This window comes from Variovorax sp. PBL-E5, from assembly GCF_901827185.1.
Classification (GTDB): Bacteria; Pseudomonadota; Gammaproteobacteria; order Burkholderiales; family Burkholderiaceae_C; genus Variovorax.
Genome location: NZ_LR594671.1, coordinates 4,945,691 through 4,962,979 on the forward strand (window position 1 = coordinate 4,945,691; position 17,289 = coordinate 4,962,979).

The following is a 17,289-nucleotide window of genomic DNA, read 5'->3' on the forward strand; positions in this document are numbered from 1 at the left end:
TTCAATGTGCAGGGCGATGGCCGGAGGTCGGCACCATCAGCGCGTCCAGAACGAGGACGCCCTCGCCTTCCGGTCTGACCAGAATGGGGTTCATGTCGATCTCGGCCACATCGGCGGCATGGCGGCACGCGAACTCCGAGAGCCTGGCCACCGTGCGGGCAGCAGCGGCCACGTCCGCCCTGGCCTGACCGCGGGCGCCGTCCAGCAGCGCAAACATCCGGAGGCTGCGGATCATCCGCAGGGCTTCCTCTTCGGAGACGGGCGCCACCTGCAGCGCGACATCCTTGAGGATCTCGGCATGGATGCCGCCCAGCCCGACCATGACCACCGGACCGAACACGGGGTCGCGCGAGACACCCGCGATCAGCTCCACGCCGCCGCGGACCATCGGGGCCACCAGCACGCCGTCCAGACGCGCCTGCGGTGCATGCTTTCGGGCATTGGCCATGAGACGGTCGTACGCCTGCCGCACGGCATCGTCGTCTTGCAGGTCCAGCGCCACACCGCCGATCTCGGTCTTGTGGGCGATGTCTTCCGACGCGATCTTGAGGACCACCGGGTAGCCCGTGGCCCGGGCGCTGCGCACGGCATCGTCGGCCGACGTCACCACCTCCTCGCGCGGCACGCTGATGCCGGCCGCCGCCAGCGCCTTCTTGGCGTGGAACTCGTTGCGGAACACGGCGGCATCCACGCTGTCCACCGGACCGCCATAGGCGGCGGCCGTGGGCAAGGTGGTGAGCTGGCCGAGCCTGACCAGACCTGCCAGTCCACTGGCTGCCGCTGGAATGGTGGGGAACACCGGAATGCCCAGCGCATTGATCTCGGCCACCGCATCGGCCGGGCCCTGGCTGATGATGACCAGCAGACGGTCGGGGTGGCTGGCGCGGATCCTGGACAGCGCCTCCAGGTACACGCCGCGCAGGCGCGGGTTGTACAGCGACAGGGCCAGCAGCAGCACGAGCGTGCTGCCGTTGGAATCGTCCTGCAGTGCCGTCAGCATCTTCAGCAGAATGTCGGGCCGCGCCGACATCTGGGCCGACGCATCCACGGGGTTGTGGGTGCCGGCGGTCGGGACGGCCTCGCGGATCAGTGCCTGGGTCGCGTCAGCGAGCTGCGGCAGCGTCATGCCGGCCTGCACCATCGCATCCGCCATCATGATGCCGAACCCGCCGGAAGCCGCCACCAGCGTCACGGCGTCGGTGGTGGGCAGACGCTCTGCGCGCAGCAGCGCAGCGGCATGGCCCACGTCGAGCAGCTCTTCGAACGAGCGCACGCGCAGCACGCCATAGCGGCGAAAGACGGCGTCGAACACCGCGTCGGAACCCATCAACGCGCCGGTGTGCGAGGCCGCTGCGGCCTGGCCTTGCTCGGTGGCGCCGATCTTGAGAACGATCACCGGCTTTTGCTGCTGGCGCGCCATGTCCAGCGCCTCGATCAATCGACCGGCATGGCGGCAGGTTTCCATGCAGCACAGGATGATGCGGGTGTCGGGGTCCTGCGCCAGCGCGGCAATGCCGTCGGCCACGTCCACATCGGCTTCGTTGCCGGTGGCAATGAAGCGACTCACACCCAGACCGCGCGCGGCCATGTTCCGCATCGTGAAGCTGCCGATGTTGCCCGACTGCGAGACGATGCCCACCTGCCCGGCAGGCGGCAGGCTTTGTTCCAGCGCGATGGAGAACGAGCCCACCAGCTTGTCCACCACATTGACGGTGCCCAGACAGTTCGGGCCCAGCAGCCGCATGCCATGGTTGCGCACCACGCGAACCAGCTCGGCCTGCAGGGCCGCGCCCTCGGGGCCGGCCTCGGCAAAGCCGGCCGACAGCACGATCACGCCGCGCACACCGCGGCTGGCACAGTCGCGAACGGCCTGCAGCGTAGCTTCCACGGGCACCGCCAGGATCGCCATCTCCGGTGCCGTGGGCGTATCCAGGATCGAAGCGTAGGCCTGCAGGCCCTGGATGGTGCCGCCCTTGGGGTTGACGGGATAAATGGCGCCGGCATAGCCGTACTTGCGCAGCAACTGGACGGGGCGGCCGCCGATCTTGGTGATGTCGTCGGAGGCGCCGATGACCGCGACGCCATCGGCCTTGAAGAATGCGTCCAGCCCGACGCCCGGGGCTGCCTGAGCCTGGGTCAGCATGTGCTCAACGCCCTTTGAAAACCGGCGCGCGCTTCTCGAGGAAGGCCATGCGGGCTTCGCGGGCGTCCTCGGTCCTGGACAGGGCCACGGTGAACTCCTGCTCGAAGCGATAGGCGTCGCGCTGCGGCATCACATCCACCATGTTGGCTGCACGCTTGGCATAGGCGATGGCCAGCGGCGCCTTGGCGGCGATCTCGCGGGCGAGCGCTATCGTCACGGGCAGCAGGTCCTTTTCAGACAGCACATCCTCGATCACATTGCGCTTGAGCAGGTCGTGCGCGGTCAGGCGCTGGCCAGTAAAGAACATGCGGCGCAAGGTGGAGCGGCCGAACAGGGTCTTGAGCATGGAAGCGCCGCCCGCGAGGCCGACGTTGATCTCGGGCATGCCCACGGTGGTGTTCTCGGAGGCATACAGGATGTCGCAGGCCGCGGCCAGACCGAAGCCGGCACCCAGCGCCGCGCCATTGATGGCGGCAATCACGGGCTTGGCACATTCGCGGATGGCGTTGCCGGTTTCGCGGGTGATGCGGTTGTGCTCGAGAAAGTCGCCGGCGATCTCGGTGCTGGGGCGATCCTTCAGGTCGGCACCCGCGCAGAACACGCTGCCGGAGCCGGTCAAGACAGCGCAGCGGATGTCCTCGCGCTCGGAGATGGCGTCGAACGTGGCCACCATCTGGCGGCGCATGTCCCGGTTCAGTGCATTGACCGGCTTGCGATCCATGGTGACCAGCCCCACTCCGTCGGAGACTTCCAGACGAACCCATTCATCGCTCATACACCACCTCTATAAGAAGCCAGCTGGCTGCGGCACAGATCAGAAAAAGGCACTGGCTCGACAAACAGCCCGCTGCTCGCAGGAAGTGCTGTTGTGGCTCCGCAGGCGGAGCAAGCTTGCGCTGGTTTGTCTCAGTGTCGATATGCTCGATCGATTGTAGAAGTGGCATTCGAATTGATTTCCGATCAATTCGAGAGAGAGTTCTGCAGAAAATGAAGCATTCGCCGGCGGACGGGCGGACACAGGGTTGCTACCATGCGTCGGAATCCAATCTATTGGAGCAGACTGGTTCCATCGGATTATCTTGAATTAATGATGCTTCAATTGGCGGATTGACGATCGAGAAAATGGAAATCCAGCGCCTCGGCGACTTGAAAACAGCATTGGGCGAGTGCCCGGTGTGGCATGGGCAGCAACTGTGGCTGATGGACTGCCGCCTGGGCCTGATCCTTGCGCTGAACCCGGGCACCGGGGCGGTGACGGCGCGCCATGAAGTTCCTCCGCCCCTGGGCTCCTTCGCGTTCAACGGCGACGACGGCGACTGCATCGTGCTGTCGCTGAAAGAGGAAATCGCGGCGCTGAACCTGCGCAATGGGCAACTGCGCACGCTGGCACGGATCGAAGCCAGCCATCCTCACCTGCGGCTGAACGACGGCACATCCCTCGCCGACGGCAGCTTCGTGGTCGGCACCATGCATGTGTTTCGTGAGCCCGGCGAGGCCCCGCTGGGCGGCCTGTACCGGCTGGACGCCCGCCTGCATCTGCACAAGCTCGACGATGGACTGGGCATCACCAACGGCCCCTGCGTGAATCCGGTCAGCCGGCGCCTGCACGTCGCCGACAGCGCCGCGAGGGTTATCTATTCCTACGAGATCGCAGCAGACGGAACGCTGGCCGACAAGCAGGTGTTCGTCCGGACCGATGACCATGACTCCGGGCCGGACGGCTGCTGTTTCGACGATGAAGGTGGGTTGTGGACCGCGCTGGTGCGCACGGGCGCGCTGGCCCGCTTCGACATGCAGGGTCGGCTCACCCACAGGATCGACCTGCCGGTGGCCCATCCGAGCGCCTTGTGCTTTGGCGGGCCGGAGATGGCCGATCTGTTCGTCACGACCATCAGCGACAGCGGTCGCCTGAGCGCATCCGGCCCTTTGGATGGTGCGGTGCTCAAGCTGACCGGCTCGGGTTTTCGGGGGGCTGCTCGCCCCGTGTGCCGCATGCCCGTATAGGCCGCGCCGGGTTATGACGCCGGCGGGGCATCGAGTCCGGCGGTCTTGCCATGGGCAGCAAACCGCAACTCGGGTCCGGCCACGCGCTCACCCACAAAATCCAGAAACAAGCGGATCTTGGCGGGGATGATGGGGGTGTCCAGAATGGTGGCGTACATGCCCTCGTCAAAGCCCTTGTTGGTGATGCGATAGTCGCTCAACACCCTGACAAGCCGGCCCTGACGGATGTCGTTGTGCACGGTGTAGTCATCCAGCAGTGCCAGGCCCTCACCCAGACGGGCGAGTTCCAGCAGGGCAATGCCGCTGTTGCTCACATGGCGGGGCTTGAAGGCGATTTCGCTGATCTGCGCCTGTTGCTTGAACAGCCACGTGTATTCATCGCCGGGCAACTGGTAGGCCAGGCATTCATGCGCGAGGATGCTTTCGGGCGCCTGCAAACCGGGTTTGCTGGCCAGGTACGCGGGCGCTGCCACGAGATGACGGTCACTCTGGAAAAGCATGCGGCGCTTCACGCCGGCCTCCACGGGTGGCGAGATGCGAAAGTCGATATCGATCTGGCTGCGCCGCAGGTCCACAGGCGCCTCGGCCAAAGTGAGTTCAATGTGAATCTCGGGATAGAGTTTGCGGAATGCGGCGATCAGCGGTGGCAACACGCCCAGGCCGAACATCATGCGCGAGTGCACGCGCAGCAAGCCCTGCGGTGCGCTGCTGATGGCGGTGATGTTGCCTTGCAGTTCGTTGATGCGCCAGAGGATGCCCTCCAGTTGACGCGCATACTCCTGCCCCGATTCGGTCAGCGCGACCTGGCGCGTGGAGCGCAGCAGAAGCTTGACCTTCAACTCGTCTTCGATGTCGGTGATCATGCGTGAGACCCCCGTGGCGGATATGCCGAAGCGACGCGCCGTCTCGGAAAAATTCCGGGTCTGGGAGATCGACAGAAACAACTCCATGGCGCGCAATCTATCCATGAATCCTCCGGTTTTCGCAGTTCAGATCTGCAGTTTTTGGCGTAACCAATTCAGTTCGCCTCTCTAGAATTTGACAGCCCTTGGGGGCGTCATTTTTGCGGAGACAAGACATGGAATTCGGAGTATTCATTCTGGCCCAGCAGCGGGGCTACCACCAGACTTCGCAGCAGGTCATCAACAACTCCATCCAGCAAACCGTCGCGGCGGAGCAGGCGGGATTTCACAACGCCTGGTATGCCGAGCACCACTTCAACAACTACTCGCTCTCTCCGTCTCCGCTGATGATGGTGGCCCACATGGCGGCCAGGACGCAGCGCATACGTCTGGGCACTGCCGTCTGCATCCTGCCACTCTACCAGCCCGCGCGTTTCCTGGCGGAGGTAGGTTTCGTGGACACCGTCTCCAACGGCCGGCTGGACCTGGGAGTGGGCTCGGGCTATCAGGAGTTCGAGTTCGAGCGTTTCGGCGTGAAGATTGCCAACTCGGGCGCGATCTACAACGAGTTCCTGGACATCCTTCCCAAGGGCCTGACCCAGAAGATCTTCGAGTACGAAGGCCAGTTCCTCAAGATGCCCCCCAGTTCCATTGCAGTGCGCTGCGTACAAAGCCCCATGCCGCCGGTGTGGATCACATCGGGCAATCCGGTCACGCTGGGCCGCGGCGTGCGCGAGAACTACAACCTCTTCGTGACCGCACTGCTCAATGGCAGAGAGGCCATTCAGGGCCTGCGTGAACGCCTGGTGAAAGTGGCCAGCGACAACGGCAAGGATCTGGACCGTGACGTGAAGTTCGGCTTCCTGCGCTGCGCCTATGCTTCCGACAACAACGCCGAGATCGATGCCTATCTGGATTGCGCGCGCTTTCAGCGCCGCATTTCCGAGAGCCTGAAATTCCGCCGCTCGCAATCCGACGATGGATACATGATCAAGGAAGTGCCGTCCGAGACGGACCCCACGATCGAACAGTTGCGCAAGAATCTTCCGGTGGGCTCGGTCAACGAAGTCATCGACAAGATGCTGGAAGAGATCAGCATCCTGCGCCCCAAGCACATCGCATTGCAGACCCAGTTGGGCGACTTCGATCAGAAGACCATGCTCAGGCAGATCGAGCTCTGGGGTGAAAGAATCATTCCCGCCATCCAGAAAGAGCTGGGACGCAACCAGCCGATGGCCCACGCGCTGGCCGCGTAAAGAGCCTGAATCCAGGCGGCACGGGCGCGATGGCGCTCTTGCCGTCATCCCTGAACAAGCGCACCGAAGCAAGCGGGGCCGATCAGCCGGCCCCTGGTCTTTCTCTACCCCCACAATTTTCGCGCAGTCGAAGCAGGAGACAAGCATGACCCACACACCCATCCAACGACGCACCCTATTGCTCGGCAGCTTGCTGTTGGGCGCCGGCGTCAAGGCCTTTGCCAGCACGGACAACTGGCCTTCGCGCCCCATCCGTCTGGTGGTTGCCGGTTCATCGGGCGCGGGGGGCGATATCTTTGCCCGTTTGATCGCCGTGCCCTTGTCGCAAGCGCTGAAACAGCCGGTGGTGGTGGACGACAAGCCGGGTGCCAATGGCCTGATTGCGTGCGACACGGTGGCCAAGGCGGCGGGCGACGGCTACACCCTGCTGTTTGCACCGTCGTCGTCCATCCTCCTCAATCCGATGATTCACCCGAAGCTCCCTTACGACACGGACAAGGATCTGACGCCCATCACACAGGTGGGCGCCGCGGGTATCTTGCTGATCGCCAATCCGAGCACCGGCTTCAAGAATCTGGCGGACATGGTGGCCTACGCCAAGGCCCATCCCGGCAAGCTCGCGTACGGCTCATGGGGCACCGGTTCGTCCGGCCACCTGGCCATGGAAGGCATCAAGGCGCGCTACGGCCTCGACATGCCTCACGTGCCCTACAAGACGCTCGTCTCCGAAGTGACCGACCTGATCGCCAACAACATCAGCGTGGGCTTCACGGACATCCAATCCCCCATTCCGCACATGCACACCGGCCGACTGGTGGGGCTGGGCCAGACGGGCTCGCAACGCTGGCCTGCGACGAAAGAGCTGCCGACCCTTTCGGAACAAGGCTACAAGTTCGAGGCCGATGGCTGGTACGGCGTGTTTGCCCCTTCGGGAACGCCCGTTGAAATCATCGATCGGCTCAACGACGAGATCAACCGCTTCCAGAAGACCGATGAGATACGGCAGAAGATCGAAGCGCAGAACATGATCGTGCCGCCGAGTCGCACTGCCAAGGAGTTCGCAGCGTCCATCAAGAAAGATGCCGCCATTTGGCAGAGCCTGGCGAAGACGACCGATCTGAAAGACAAATAGGCGACAGCCGATCGCCGGGATGTCGCGGTGCATCCCTCACTTTTTTGCAGTACTGAATCACGCTCCTTCCCTATTCCGGATCGCCGAGTCCAACGAGAGAATTCCCTTCATCGCATCACTCCTTCGAGGTGGAAAAACATGGAATTCGGCGTATTCATTCTGGCCCAGCAGCGTGGCTATCACCAGACTTCGCAGCAAGTCATCCAGAACTCGATCGAGCAGACGGTGGTGGCGGAGCAGGCAGGCTTCAACACGGCCTGGTATGCAGAGCATCACTTCAACAACTACTCGCTCTCGCCTTCGCCGCTGATGATGATTGCGCACATGGCGGCCAAGACCCGGCGCATTCGTCTGGGCTCTGCCGTGTGCATTCTTCCGCTGTATCACCCCGCACGCTTCCTGGCCGAGGTGGGCTTTGTGGACACGGTGTCCAATGGCCGCCTGGAGCTCGGCATCGGCTCAGGCTACCAGGAGTTCGAGTTTCAGCGCTTCGGCGTGAAGATCGAAGACTCGGGCGCAATCTACAACGAGTTTCTGGACCTCCTGCCCAAGGGCTTGACCCAGAAGATCGTTGAATACGACGGCAAATACCTCCAGCTGCCGCCCAGCTCCATCGCCGTGCGTCCCGTGCAGGATCCGATGCCGCCGCTCTGGATCACCTCGGGCAATCCCGTCACCCTGGGTCGGGGCGTTCGCGAAGGCCACAACCTGTTCGTGACGGCGCTGCTCAACGGCACGGAAGCGATCGTGGCCTTGCGCGAACGCCTGGAGAAGGTGGCGCAGGACAACGGCGCGGATCTCGATGACGACGTGAAGTTCGGCTTTCTGCGCTGCGCATTCGCGTCGGACAAGCAGTCCGAGATCGATGCTTACCTGGACAACGCGCGCTTTCAGCGCCGCATCTCGGAGAGTCTCAAGTTCCGCCGTGCGCAGTCCGACGATGGCTACATGGTCAAGGAGGTGCCATCGGCCACGGACCCTACGTTCGAGCAACTGCGCAAGAACCTGCCCGTGGGCTCGGTCAATCAGGTCATCGACAGGATGCTGGAAGAAATCAGCATCCTGCGCCCCAAGCACATCGCGCTGCAGACGCAGCTGGGCGATTGCGACCAGGCCACCATGCTGCGCCAGATCGAGCTGTGGGGCGAAAGGATCATCCCGGCGATTCGCAAGGAAGTCGAATCGATGAACGCAGTGTCCGCCTGAAGCGCGGATCGACAGGCAGAAAGGATCGCTATGCGTGTGCACCTCACCAATGCCGGAGCCATCACCTTGTGTGAGTCCTCGGTCTTCGACCGACTCGATGTGCTGGTCGATCCCCAATCGCCGGCGCGGCTGGAGCAGGCGATCGCCCGCATAGGCAGCCGTGACGGCGCAGGCCATGTGCGGCTGTCGCCGTCCGTGCTGCGCTTCCTGTCGGACCATGCCGGAGCCGCCGAATGGGAAGCCGACTTCAACGCGATGATCGGCTACGCCGCCAGCAAGGGCTGGCTGGACGATCAGGGTCGGGTGCGTGCGCATCTGACGTTCCGCGAAGCCGACGAAGTGGTGTCGGAGTCCGACTTCAAGTCCGCCATGCGCGCGCTGCCCGCCGGCATCAGCGCCGTGACCTGCGGCAGCGGCGACGAGATGGTGGGCATGATCGTGTCCAGCCTGACGTCGATCTCGGCAGATCCGCCGATGGTGGGTTTCTTTGCGCACCAGAACTCCTCCATCCGCGCGAAGTTGCTGGAGAGCGGCCGCTTTGCAGCCAACGTGCTGGGCGAAGAGCATCACGACGTGATCTCCACCTTTCTGAGCGCGCCTCAAGGCCTCGCCCGCTTCGCCAATGGCAGCTGGGCAGAAGGTGATCACCAGGTCCCCGTGCTGACCGATGCGCTCGCCAGCATGGAGTGCGACATCGTGTGCACGCATCCGTTGGGCACGCATGATCTCATCGTGGGCAAGATCCGCAAGACGGCGTGTTCCTCCGCGAATCCGGTGGTGCATTTCAATGCGGCGACGCACAGCCTGGTGCCGGTGCAGACGCACTGACCTTTCCACACTTTCACTCTGCAACCCATGCCCTCTTCCACCACATTCGATCGCAACGCGCTACAGGGCAAGGCGGCCGTGGTCACCGGCGCATCCGGTGGGCTCGGCCTCGCCATCTGCCAGCATCTCCAGTCGATGGGCGCGCAGGTGGTGCAGGTCGACATCAGCTATCCGGCGGCCCCCACCGAGGCCGATGGCATGCTGGCGGTGCACTGCGACATTGCAGACCCCGCATCGATCATCGCGATGGCAGATCGGGTGCGTACGCGTTTCGGTCGTTGCGATGTGCTGGTGAACAACGCAGCCATCACTTCGTCGCCAGTGGGCCTCGAGACATTCCCGATCGAGTTGTGGGACCGCATCTTCCACGTGAATCTGCGCGGCGCCTTGCTGTGCGCGCAGGCACTGGTGCCGATGATGTTCGACCAGCAAGCGGGCAGCATCATCAATGTGGCGTCGATCGCCGCGCAGGTGGCGACGCGGGTCGGCGCATACGGGCCGACCAAAGCCGCCATGCGGGCCTTGACTCACCAGATGGCGGTGGAATGGGGGCCGCGCGGCATCCGCGCGAACGCCATCAGCCCCGGCATGATCCGCACGCCGTTGTCGGAAGTGCACTACCGCGATGAGGCCAAGTTGCAAAGCCGCATGTCCAAGATTCCCGCGCGGCGCATCGGCCGCCCCGCGGACATCGCGGATGCCGTGTGCTTCCTGGCGAGCGACGCGTCCACGTACATCAACGGGCAGGACATCGTGGTCGACGGCGGATTCCTGAAGGCCTCGCTGGTCAACCTCTACTGACGACTTTGCCGCCGCGCAGCGCTCAGAAGGCGTGGCTGATGGCGAAGTCGTAGCCGCTCGAACGCGTTGGAGTGAACACGCCGGTGACAAACGCCGGGCCGCCCACGGTGAGATTGGCGCCGTTCTTGTTCCTGATGTAGGCGACCGTGGCGCTTCCGAAGGAATGGTCGTCGCGCCCGGCGTGTACGACGGCATCTCCGCCCGCATGGCGGAGCGCTCGCCGTTCAGGGCGATGTACATGTCCGGCTACATGGTGGCCGCGTCGCGCTACGGCCTTCCCGATGCCGGCATCATCGGCATGAACGACATGGTCGACGCGCTGCGCACGATCCGCGGCTGCACGACCAAACCCATCATCTGCGACGCGGACACCGGCTACGGTGGCCTCGTCAATGTGCAGCACACCGTTCGCGGCTACGAATCCGCCGGCGCCTCGGCATTGCACATCGAGGACCAGGAGATGCCCAAGAAGTGCGGTCATACCAAAGGCAAGCGCGTCGTTCCCGTCGCGGATATGGTCGCAAAGGTGGAAGTGGCGGCGTCCTCGCGCCGCAGCGAGGAGTTCTTGATCATCGCCCGCACCGACAGTCTGGCTTCGGAAGGCTTCGAGCGCGCCATGGCCCGCTTACAAGCCTACCGCGAGGCCGGTGCCGACATCGTCTTCATGGACGCGCCCACCACGGTGGAGCCGATGCGGGCGGTCGCTGCGGCCTTCCCGCGGCAGTCGATGATCAACATCGTTCCCTATCGCCACTTCATGACGCCGGAAGTATCGGTGGCCGCGCTCGCGAACATGGGCTTCGCCATCGCGATCTTCCCCGGCGTCATGTCGTTCCCGTCGATCGGCAGCATGGAACGCTCGCTCGCAAAGCTCGCGAACGACGAACCCGCGGACTTCATCTCCTCGCAGATTTCACCGCACGAGCCGATGGGATTTCCACAGGTGTGGGCAGATGAGCAGCGCTGGGGGAGTGCTACAGCAGCGCCCCCGCCGCGCCCGTTTGATCGACGACCGACGGCGGGTAAAGGAAGTGCAACTGCTGCATCGGGCCCGGGTTCGATAGATGCATTCAATATGCGAGGACGCATCCGAGATCGCGTTGGCATTCGGATTCGTCCTGGTCAATATATAAGCCTCGCAGGGGTCGAGCGAGGTGACCTGCCCCAGCGCCAATCCGGAAAGCCTCCAAAAACGTGGCGGCACGCACAGGAATGCCCTGCTTGTCCTCTGCATCAAAATCATCCAGCAGCCGCTTCCCTGCCGGGAGAGTGAGAGACGCCCGGATGCACAAAAAAGCCCTAAGCCATGGACAGGGCTTAGGGCTTAGGGCTTGAGACCACGAGAAACACACGCGGACAGGAATTTGGTGGCCTGGGGCGGAATCCAAATATCGTCCGCAGCCCGTGCCAGCACTCACTTTCGCCAATTCGTCCTACTTCTGGGGTACACGCTGGGGTACATCAAACTGACCAGCGGCAAATCGGAAATCCGTACTTCGAACCGCAGACATCCTAGTTGCCGACTGCAATTATCTCACTCCCTCCGTGGTTTGCCAGAGCTCGTCCAATTCGGACAGTCCTACTTGCCATCGTCTTCGAAGGGCAAGGGAATGGTGTGTGTATCGACATAGGGGCTATGTCCTGTGGTTTCCCTTGTCTCTGCCAAGCCGCGACCGAGGTCTTCCAAGATTGACTTGAAGGTGTCCGTGCCGCCTATTCCCTCAAATACACGAATGATCGGGCCGAGGCTCTGACTCATCTTGAGGTATTCGGCGGCTTGGTAGTCCGGATCGTCCAGAATGGCTTCCATAGCCCCCCGACACATGCTTCCGTAGTAGGACTCTTGCAACTCGCCAGCGGCATGCCTGATTCCTTCTGCGAATTCCCCACGGCTCCCTTGGAATATAGGTCCTGACTGACGTGCAAGTTTTTCGGAAAGACTCTGCACGAATGCAAAAGGGGCGGCGTAGCCAAGACAGGTATTGGCTTCCTTGCGAATGTTGGCGGCCGGGTGCTCACTTAGGCGAACCAAGATGTCACTTATCGACGATGTCCCATCATCGCCTGATTCACCAGAGTCCCAATGCAAGGATCGGAGCGCACTCAGCACGACCTGTCCCGCATCCTCCGATTGGAACGGAAATTCTTCGCCGATGCCGAGAATCGCCTCTATGAAATCGCTGAGTGACGAGTCATTTCCAAGCACCGACGCCAGCTCGTCGGAATCGTCGGAACCCAGCGCCACGAGCTTTATAGCTGCAATACGCACAAGATTGTCTGGATCGTTCATCGCGCTAGTTGCGGCAAAGCGAAGCACCTCCCGGTCTTCCATGCCTGCCGTCGACACGTATTCGCACAGTGACGACAATAGGGTTTGCCTCACGCGAGGGCTCGAGTAGGTCGGAATTCCACCAGGTCGCGCTCTCAACAAATCCACGTGAGTCGGCTGTCGCAGGAACCACGCTAGGGCGTCGCTTCCCGCGCCAGTTGCAACCGATGCGGAGAACTCCACGTCCATGTCTTCTTGAGCCCGTAGTTTCTGCGGCCATTCTTGCGCCCAGCATGCGATGACGTAGTCCCTCTCCCGTCCGTAGTAAAAGTCTACTGACTGCTGGCTGTTCGCCCCGAACTCGGTCGTCAACAAGGCCGACTCAAAGAAGCCGCGCGGAATCTTTTGAGCTATTGGATGCGACCAAATCTTGCAGACCGCTTCAAGCGGAACCGGCGCGCCGCTGCGAATCATCTCCCTTCCAAGCTCTCTCAGGCAAAGAGGAACGTTGTAGTCTTCTAGCCCGACGGCCCGCCCCATCTTGTTCACGATGAAGCTGTTGAGAAGACTGGGCTCATCTAATGAATCCGGGAGGCGCTCCCCACGATATTGGCGCATTGCGATGCCCAGCACATATGGATCGCGTGTTTTCTCATGGGATCCCGGGACGGAGACGCCATATGCGGACGCGTAGACCTTATACGCGCGATCGCGTTCCGCGGGCGAGTAGCGGTTCACGTAGATGCAATTCCAACCGCTTGTCTTGGCGGCGGCCTCGGGGTCGAGTTCGATAAGGCTTGTGCCTTGACGGGAGATGCCAGCTTCTTCGGCAAGAAAGGAGGAATCCCCTCCGGCGTCCCTTAGGATTCTGGTCGCTGAGCTGTGCGTGAATGAAATCACGATCTGAATGCGATCGCTAGACAGCCGGCTGCAGTCAGCGTCGATAGCGCGTGCCAGCTGAATGCTCGTCTCGTTCAAGCCATCAATAAAAATGGTCAGGTTCTTGTTTGCTCGCTGCAATACTTTGTTCAACTTGCTCGCCAACTGGCTGAAAGTGTCCGACGCCCCAGAAAATTCCCACTCGAAGTCGTTCGCGATCTCGGCCAGGAGCGACTTCTGAAGGCCAATGGCAGGATAAAAAAGGCACGGCTGCGCGCGCGCGAGCCGTTGGAGGACGGTATGACAGATGACGTTCGTCTTGCCGACTTGCGGGTGCCCAATTAGCAATGTCACCCGATGGGATTTGCCGTCGAGGTAATCTGCCAGAAGAGAGCCAACTTCCGCTCTTTCCACAAACAGTTCGGGGATAAACTTCTTGTCGGATTCGAGCGACTCGCCCAACAGTGGCTTCATGCGAAAACGCGCCTGAGCCTCGCAGAAGGCCATTAGGTTTTCCGGCGAGAACGAGATGAGCGCATCGAGAGCCTCTGCTCGGAGCGATAGTTCATCGGGGGTGACGAAGAAGGATCTAGAACTGCAAACGCCGCTAAGTCGCACGTCCCGCCCAATTTCCAATCGGGAGAGGGAGTCGAAGACGCGGACACCCTCCCCATTGGTCAACACCACGTAGGGCGCAATGTTCCCTTCCGCGACGCATCTGGCATACGAGATGGCTTGATCCCGCGCTTGGTCGTCAAGCACCTCGCCTGGCGCCTTGACTTCGATAACCAACAAATTGTCGCGTCGCTCATTGCGAACCAAAACGTCGGCACGAGGAGAGTATGTCGAATGCGTTTCATCACGAGAGGTTGTGCCTCCACCGACCCGAATGATGGATCGGCCCAGTCGAATTCGAAACGAGAATTCGATGGAAAGAGTTGCAAGCGAGAACCCGTGCGCAAGCAACCAAGGCACCACGACCTTTGTGCGAACGTCATCCTCGGACCTAAGCGCTTGCATCCCCATTTCTCACATGGATTGAATAAAGCTTAACGGGTCTATGCGGCGGCCGGTTCACGTTTGATCGCCTGCAGCGGGTTCGGCCGACTCTTGCGTAGCATACCCTGCCTCCCTAGAGCAGACCCAGTTGCCTGAGCCCGTCTCGGACCATGCTCGTTGCGTCGTCACTAGAAAGCCGCAGCAGGTGCATTAGGTCAGCGTGTGCCTCGCGCGCAAGAGCATCGTTCGTCAACAAGGCATCAAAGTACGAAGCGACGAGCGCGTACTCAAGGTCGATTTGGTTGTTCAGTTCTCGGTGAGCAGCGACTTGCTGTGGATTGCCACGGACCGCCCACATCAAGCTGTGGCGCACGGTGAGATTGAACCAGCGTAGGAACATGGGGCGCTCCGCGAGGAATGCGGCCGATGCCTCCTCGGCATGACCAAGCCTCGCCAACATCTCTTCCATCATCAAGTCAGAATTGAGTTTGATGAATGCCAGTCGGAAATCATCTCCGAGCTTTCCGTTCCGCAGTGCCTTCAAAACGGGGGGCTTCACACCGCGTAGGAAGGGCCCGCTAAGCTTCTGTGCCCTCTGTTTTGCGTGTTCCGCATTCAGCTCTTCTTCAAGCAGCTCGCGTCTGATGCCTTCGAATCGCTCGTTGAGCGCGGCCCTGGCTGGGCCGACCTGCTTCTGGCGGATCTCTTCGAGAAGCTGACGCGAGTACTGAGTGAACTCAACATCGAGGAGACCGACTGCAGTCACAGGCACTAGCGTCCGAAGCTCCTCTGCCACACATTCATCAACGGCGACTGCGTGAAACACTCTTGCTCCAGCTTGCGACAGTGGCTCTAGTGCCCGCTCAAACGTGTACTCAAAGTTCTCATGCTTCGACATCTCCTTGAACGAGGCGTCGGGAAGAACGAACCGTACTTCCGCGCGAGAGGAAATGATCCGCTGCAAGGGTTCGCTTTGGAGCGAGTTCTGATCAAGCACGAAGCTTTCCGACCATTGCGCAGCCCGGCTACCCTCTTTTCGCACGTAGGTTTCGGCGGTCCTGAACAGCCGGGTCGGGCATGGCGGCACAGCGCGCTTTCGACCGGCTTTTGCAAATCCGTTTGCCTCGAGCACGCAACAGACGACGGCACCGACGTACTTTTTCAAGTAGTCCTGCCTTTCCGGAGCCGCGGCTTCGATATGCGGACCACACGCCCGAGCGATGCCGGCGACGGCTGGCAAATCGAGTTCCTCCGTAGCCATCACCATCCGTTCGAAAGCAGCGGCCGTGTTCAGTAAGTCGAAGATGGGAGCACCTTCGCGCGACAGGCTAAGCGGCGCGAAATTGCGGTATTTCACCCCGAACCCAATGCGGTCGATAGAATTGAATTTCATAGGTGCATATTCTACACCTGTAAATTAATCTAAGCGATCGACCTGGATACGCGCGAGACGGTGCTTGGCTGGGCATTTCCAATAGTATTGCAATATAATATCAATACCATTGATCGGAACGCACATCCACCCTGCCGTGGCAGTCTTCTCGGGCAAGTCGAAGCAGCACATCCTCGCTGACGGGGGGACGCAGTCCTGGCGCCTGGTTCCACGCCACGCCGCCAAGCATGAATACGTCGTCTGCTGCCGGTCGGGCATAAGTTGGGCCGAAGGACCTGAAGCTAGAGGTACCGCATTCCTGGTCGGTCGCATTGGCGGGATCATTAAAGCAACAGACCCCGATGCGCCAGAGCGCTTTCTCATTCTCATGAGCGAGTACGCAGAAGTCGATGTGCCCGGCGCTTGGAGAGGTTGGCGTAATCCCGTGAAGTACACCACCCTAGAGGAACTGGGAATCGATTTCTCAACGCTGATGTTTCAACCAATGCCGGTGGTTGATCAACCGACGTCATCAAGCTCGCCAAGAAGGACTCACGCTGATAACGCACCGCTCAGTCTCACGATCGCGCAGGCGAAGCTCGCACTAGCGACCCACTACGGGGTCGCGGAAGAATGCGTCGAGATCACCATTCGCGGCTGACTGGCGGCGTATCACTTTAAGGAACCCCAGATGAAGTATGAGAACACCATCAAAAAGATCAGGGATGGCCGGATGACCCGCACCGAACTCAGAGACGTGCGCGAGAAGGCGCTCGCCAAGAAGAAAACGGGCGACTCAGATTCTCATGAAGTGCTGCAGGCGATCGATCATGCCGTCGCCCAGGACGCGAGCATGATCTTCATGGGCTTCTGCCCTAACGCCGAGATTGCTAACCGGTTGGACACGGCGTGGAAGACTCATGGAGTGTGTACGTTCGACTTCGATGAAAGCGTCGTCCAGATGGAGACGTTTCGGAACATCTGCGCAGGCGACCTCCTCGTCCTCAAGAAGGTCGAAAAGTTCGGCAAAACGATGCGCCTCTATGGCCATGGTCGTGTCAAGGCTGCGAAGGAGGGTAATGACGGACGACGCTACCTTGAAATGCAGTGGTCGCCTCAGGAGCGAGTGATCGAAGTGCCGCTGATCGGCTGCCAGTCCACTGTGAATCTTCGAAGCATGGAGAGCGTAGAGGCAGCAATGCCCGAGGAGTTCTTCAAATGGCTGAAAGAGGCTGAACCGGCATTGCAGGCATGACGCGAGCTTGCTGCCGATTCGGTGGAATCGCGCCAACACCAAAACCTGGCTGCAACTTGCGTCAGGTCGTGCCACAAGGTGTTCGGGACCCAGTCCATTCGCGTAAGGCAAATCTCCCCGCCCCGACGACCCGGGGATCATCGTCAACAGCCAAGCAACATCAGTGGACGCAGCCGAGCCCTGCACATTGGGACATTGAACTCCGCGTGTGAGACACTTGCGCAAAACATGCTGAGGGGATGG

General features: G+C 61.3%; 14 protein-coding genes and 1 pseudogene. 9 read left to right on the plus strand and 6 right to left on the minus strand.

Going from position 1 to position 17,289, the window contains the following annotated elements; all coding sequences use genetic code 11:
• Position 1: 1 nt before the first annotated feature.
• Entirely contained in the window at positions 2-2,143 is a 2,142-nt protein-coding gene (locus WDLP6_RS24150) for an acetate--CoA ligase family protein (protein WP_162594396.1), read from the minus strand.
• A gap of 4 nt (positions 2,144-2,147) precedes the next feature.
• Positions 2,148-2,918 carry an enoyl-CoA hydratase/isomerase family protein gene (locus WDLP6_RS24155; RefSeq protein WP_162594397.1) on the minus strand — a complete coding sequence of 257 codons (771 nt, stop codon included), beginning with the start codon at positions 2,916-2,918 and terminating at the stop codon, positions 2,148-2,150.
• A 332-nt stretch (positions 2,919-3,250) separates the two neighbouring features.
• On the opposite strand from WDLP6_RS24155, the gene WDLP6_RS24160 reads away from it, so the two are divergent.
• Positions 3,251-4,147 carry an SMP-30/gluconolactonase/LRE family protein gene (locus WDLP6_RS24160; RefSeq protein WP_232077276.1) on the plus strand — a complete coding sequence of 299 codons (897 nt, stop codon included), beginning with the start codon at positions 3,251-3,253 and terminating at the stop codon, positions 4,145-4,147.
• 11 nt (positions 4,148-4,158) lie between these two features.
• Here the strand turns inward: WDLP6_RS24160 and WDLP6_RS24165 are convergent, their stop codons facing one another.
• Positions 4,159-5,115, minus strand: coding sequence for a LysR family transcriptional regulator (locus WDLP6_RS24165; protein WP_162594398.1), 957 nt, complete (start codon positions 5,113-5,115; stop codon positions 4,159-4,161).
• A gap of 110 nt (positions 5,116-5,225) precedes the next feature.
• Here WDLP6_RS24165 and WDLP6_RS24170 point away from each other — a divergent pair, with 110 nt between their 5' ends.
• The 5 genes from WDLP6_RS24170 (at position 5,226) to WDLP6_RS24190 (ending at position 10,272) form a co-directional block, all read left to right on the plus strand.
• The gene (locus WDLP6_RS24170; protein WP_162594399.1) at positions 5,226-6,305 is read left to right on the plus strand and encodes an LLM class flavin-dependent oxidoreductase; all 1,080 of its coding nucleotides are present in this window, start codon (positions 5,226-5,228) and stop codon (positions 6,303-6,305) included.
• 145 nt (positions 6,306-6,450) lie between these two features.
• Positions 6,451-7,437, plus strand: a complete 987-nt coding sequence (locus WDLP6_RS24175) for a Bug family tripartite tricarboxylate transporter substrate binding protein (RefSeq protein ID WP_162594400.1) — start codon at positions 6,451-6,453, stop codon at positions 7,435-7,437.
• A gap of 138 nt (positions 7,438-7,575) precedes the next feature.
• Entirely contained in the window at positions 7,576-8,643 is a 1,068-nt protein-coding gene (locus tag WDLP6_RS24180) for an LLM class flavin-dependent oxidoreductase (protein ID WP_162594401.1), read from the plus strand.
• A 99-nt stretch (positions 8,644-8,742) separates the two neighbouring features.
• Complete coding sequence (locus tag WDLP6_RS24185) at positions 8,743-9,471, plus strand: flavin reductase family protein (RefSeq protein WP_232077278.1); 729 nt, start codon at positions 8,743-8,745, stop codon at positions 9,469-9,471.
• Positions 9,472-9,498: 27 nt separating this feature from the next.
• The gene (locus tag WDLP6_RS24190) at positions 9,499-10,272 is read left to right on the plus strand and encodes an SDR family NAD(P)-dependent oxidoreductase (RefSeq protein WP_162594403.1); all 774 of its coding nucleotides are present in this window, start codon (positions 9,499-9,501) and stop codon (positions 10,270-10,272) included.
• 22 nt (positions 10,273-10,294) lie between these two features.
• Here WDLP6_RS24190 and WDLP6_RS35190 read toward each other — a convergent pair.
• Positions 10,295-10,423 (minus strand): annotated as a pseudogene (locus WDLP6_RS35190) (porin); the annotation flags it as partial.
• A gap of 12 nt (positions 10,424-10,435) precedes the next feature.
• Between WDLP6_RS35190 and WDLP6_RS24195 the strand changes: the two are divergent.
• Positions 10,436-11,545 (plus strand): isocitrate lyase/PEP mutase family protein, encoded by a 1,110-nt coding sequence (locus WDLP6_RS24195; RefSeq protein ID WP_162594404.1) that lies wholly within the window; start codon positions 10,436-10,438, stop codon positions 11,543-11,545.
• 306 nt (positions 11,546-11,851) lie between these two features.
• On the opposite strand, the gene WDLP6_RS24200 is transcribed toward WDLP6_RS24195, so the two are convergent.
• The gene (locus WDLP6_RS24200) at positions 11,852-14,395 is read right to left on the minus strand and encodes a type I restriction enzyme HsdR N-terminal domain-containing protein (protein WP_162594405.1); all 2,544 of its coding nucleotides are present in this window, start codon (positions 14,393-14,395) and stop codon (positions 11,852-11,854) included.
• A gap of 157 nt (positions 14,396-14,552) precedes the next feature.
• Positions 14,553-15,812, minus strand: coding sequence for a hypothetical protein (locus WDLP6_RS24205; protein WP_162594406.1), 1,260 nt, complete (start codon positions 15,810-15,812; stop codon positions 14,553-14,555).
• Positions 15,813-15,948: 136 nt separating this feature from the next.
• Here WDLP6_RS24205 and WDLP6_RS24210 point away from each other — a divergent pair, with 136 nt between their 5' ends.
• On the plus strand, positions 15,949-16,452 hold the full coding sequence (locus WDLP6_RS24210; protein WP_162594407.1) for a hypothetical protein: 504 nt from the start codon (positions 15,949-15,951) through the stop codon (positions 16,450-16,452).
• 30 nt (positions 16,453-16,482) lie between these two features.
• Complete coding sequence (locus tag WDLP6_RS24215; protein WP_162594408.1) at positions 16,483-17,046, plus strand: hypothetical protein; 564 nt, start codon at positions 16,483-16,485, stop codon at positions 17,044-17,046.
• The last annotated feature ends 243 nt before the right edge of the window (positions 17,047-17,289 follow it).

Bases quoted from the DNA above. Each gene is read 5' to 3' on its own strand.
- WDLP6_RS24195 (WP_162594404.1), top strand. From the start codon at position 10,436: ATGGTCGTCGCGCCCGGCGTGTACGACGGCATCTCCGCCCGCATGGCG.
- WDLP6_RS24180 (WP_162594401.1), top strand. From the start codon at position 7,576: ATGGAATTCGGCGTATTCATTCTGGCCCAGCAGCGTGGCTATCACCAG.
- WDLP6_RS24215 (WP_162594408.1), top strand. From the start codon at position 16,483: ATGAAGTATGAGAACACCATCAAAAAGATCAGGGATGGCCGGATGACC.
- WDLP6_RS24155 (WP_162594397.1), bottom strand. From the start codon at position 2,918: ATGAGCGATGAATGGGTTCGTCTGGAAGTCTCCGACGGAGTGGGGCTG.
- WDLP6_RS24190 (WP_162594403.1), top strand. From the start codon at position 9,499: ATGCCCTCTTCCACCACATTCGATCGCAACGCGCTACAGGGCAAGGCG.
- WDLP6_RS24205 (WP_162594406.1), bottom strand. From the start codon at position 15,812: ATGAAATTCAATTCTATCGACCGCATTGGGTTCGGGGTGAAATACCGC.
- WDLP6_RS24170 (WP_162594399.1), top strand. From the start codon at position 5,226: ATGGAATTCGGAGTATTCATTCTGGCCCAGCAGCGGGGCTACCACCAG.
- WDLP6_RS24175 (WP_162594400.1), top strand. From the start codon at position 6,451: ATGACCCACACACCCATCCAACGACGCACCCTATTGCTCGGCAGCTTG.
- WDLP6_RS24150 (WP_162594396.1), bottom strand. From the start codon at position 2,143: ATGCTGACCCAGGCTCAGGCAGCCCCGGGCGTCGGGCTGGACGCATTC.
- WDLP6_RS24165 (WP_162594398.1), bottom strand. From the start codon at position 5,115: ATGGATAGATTGCGCGCCATGGAGTTGTTTCTGTCGATCTCCCAGACC.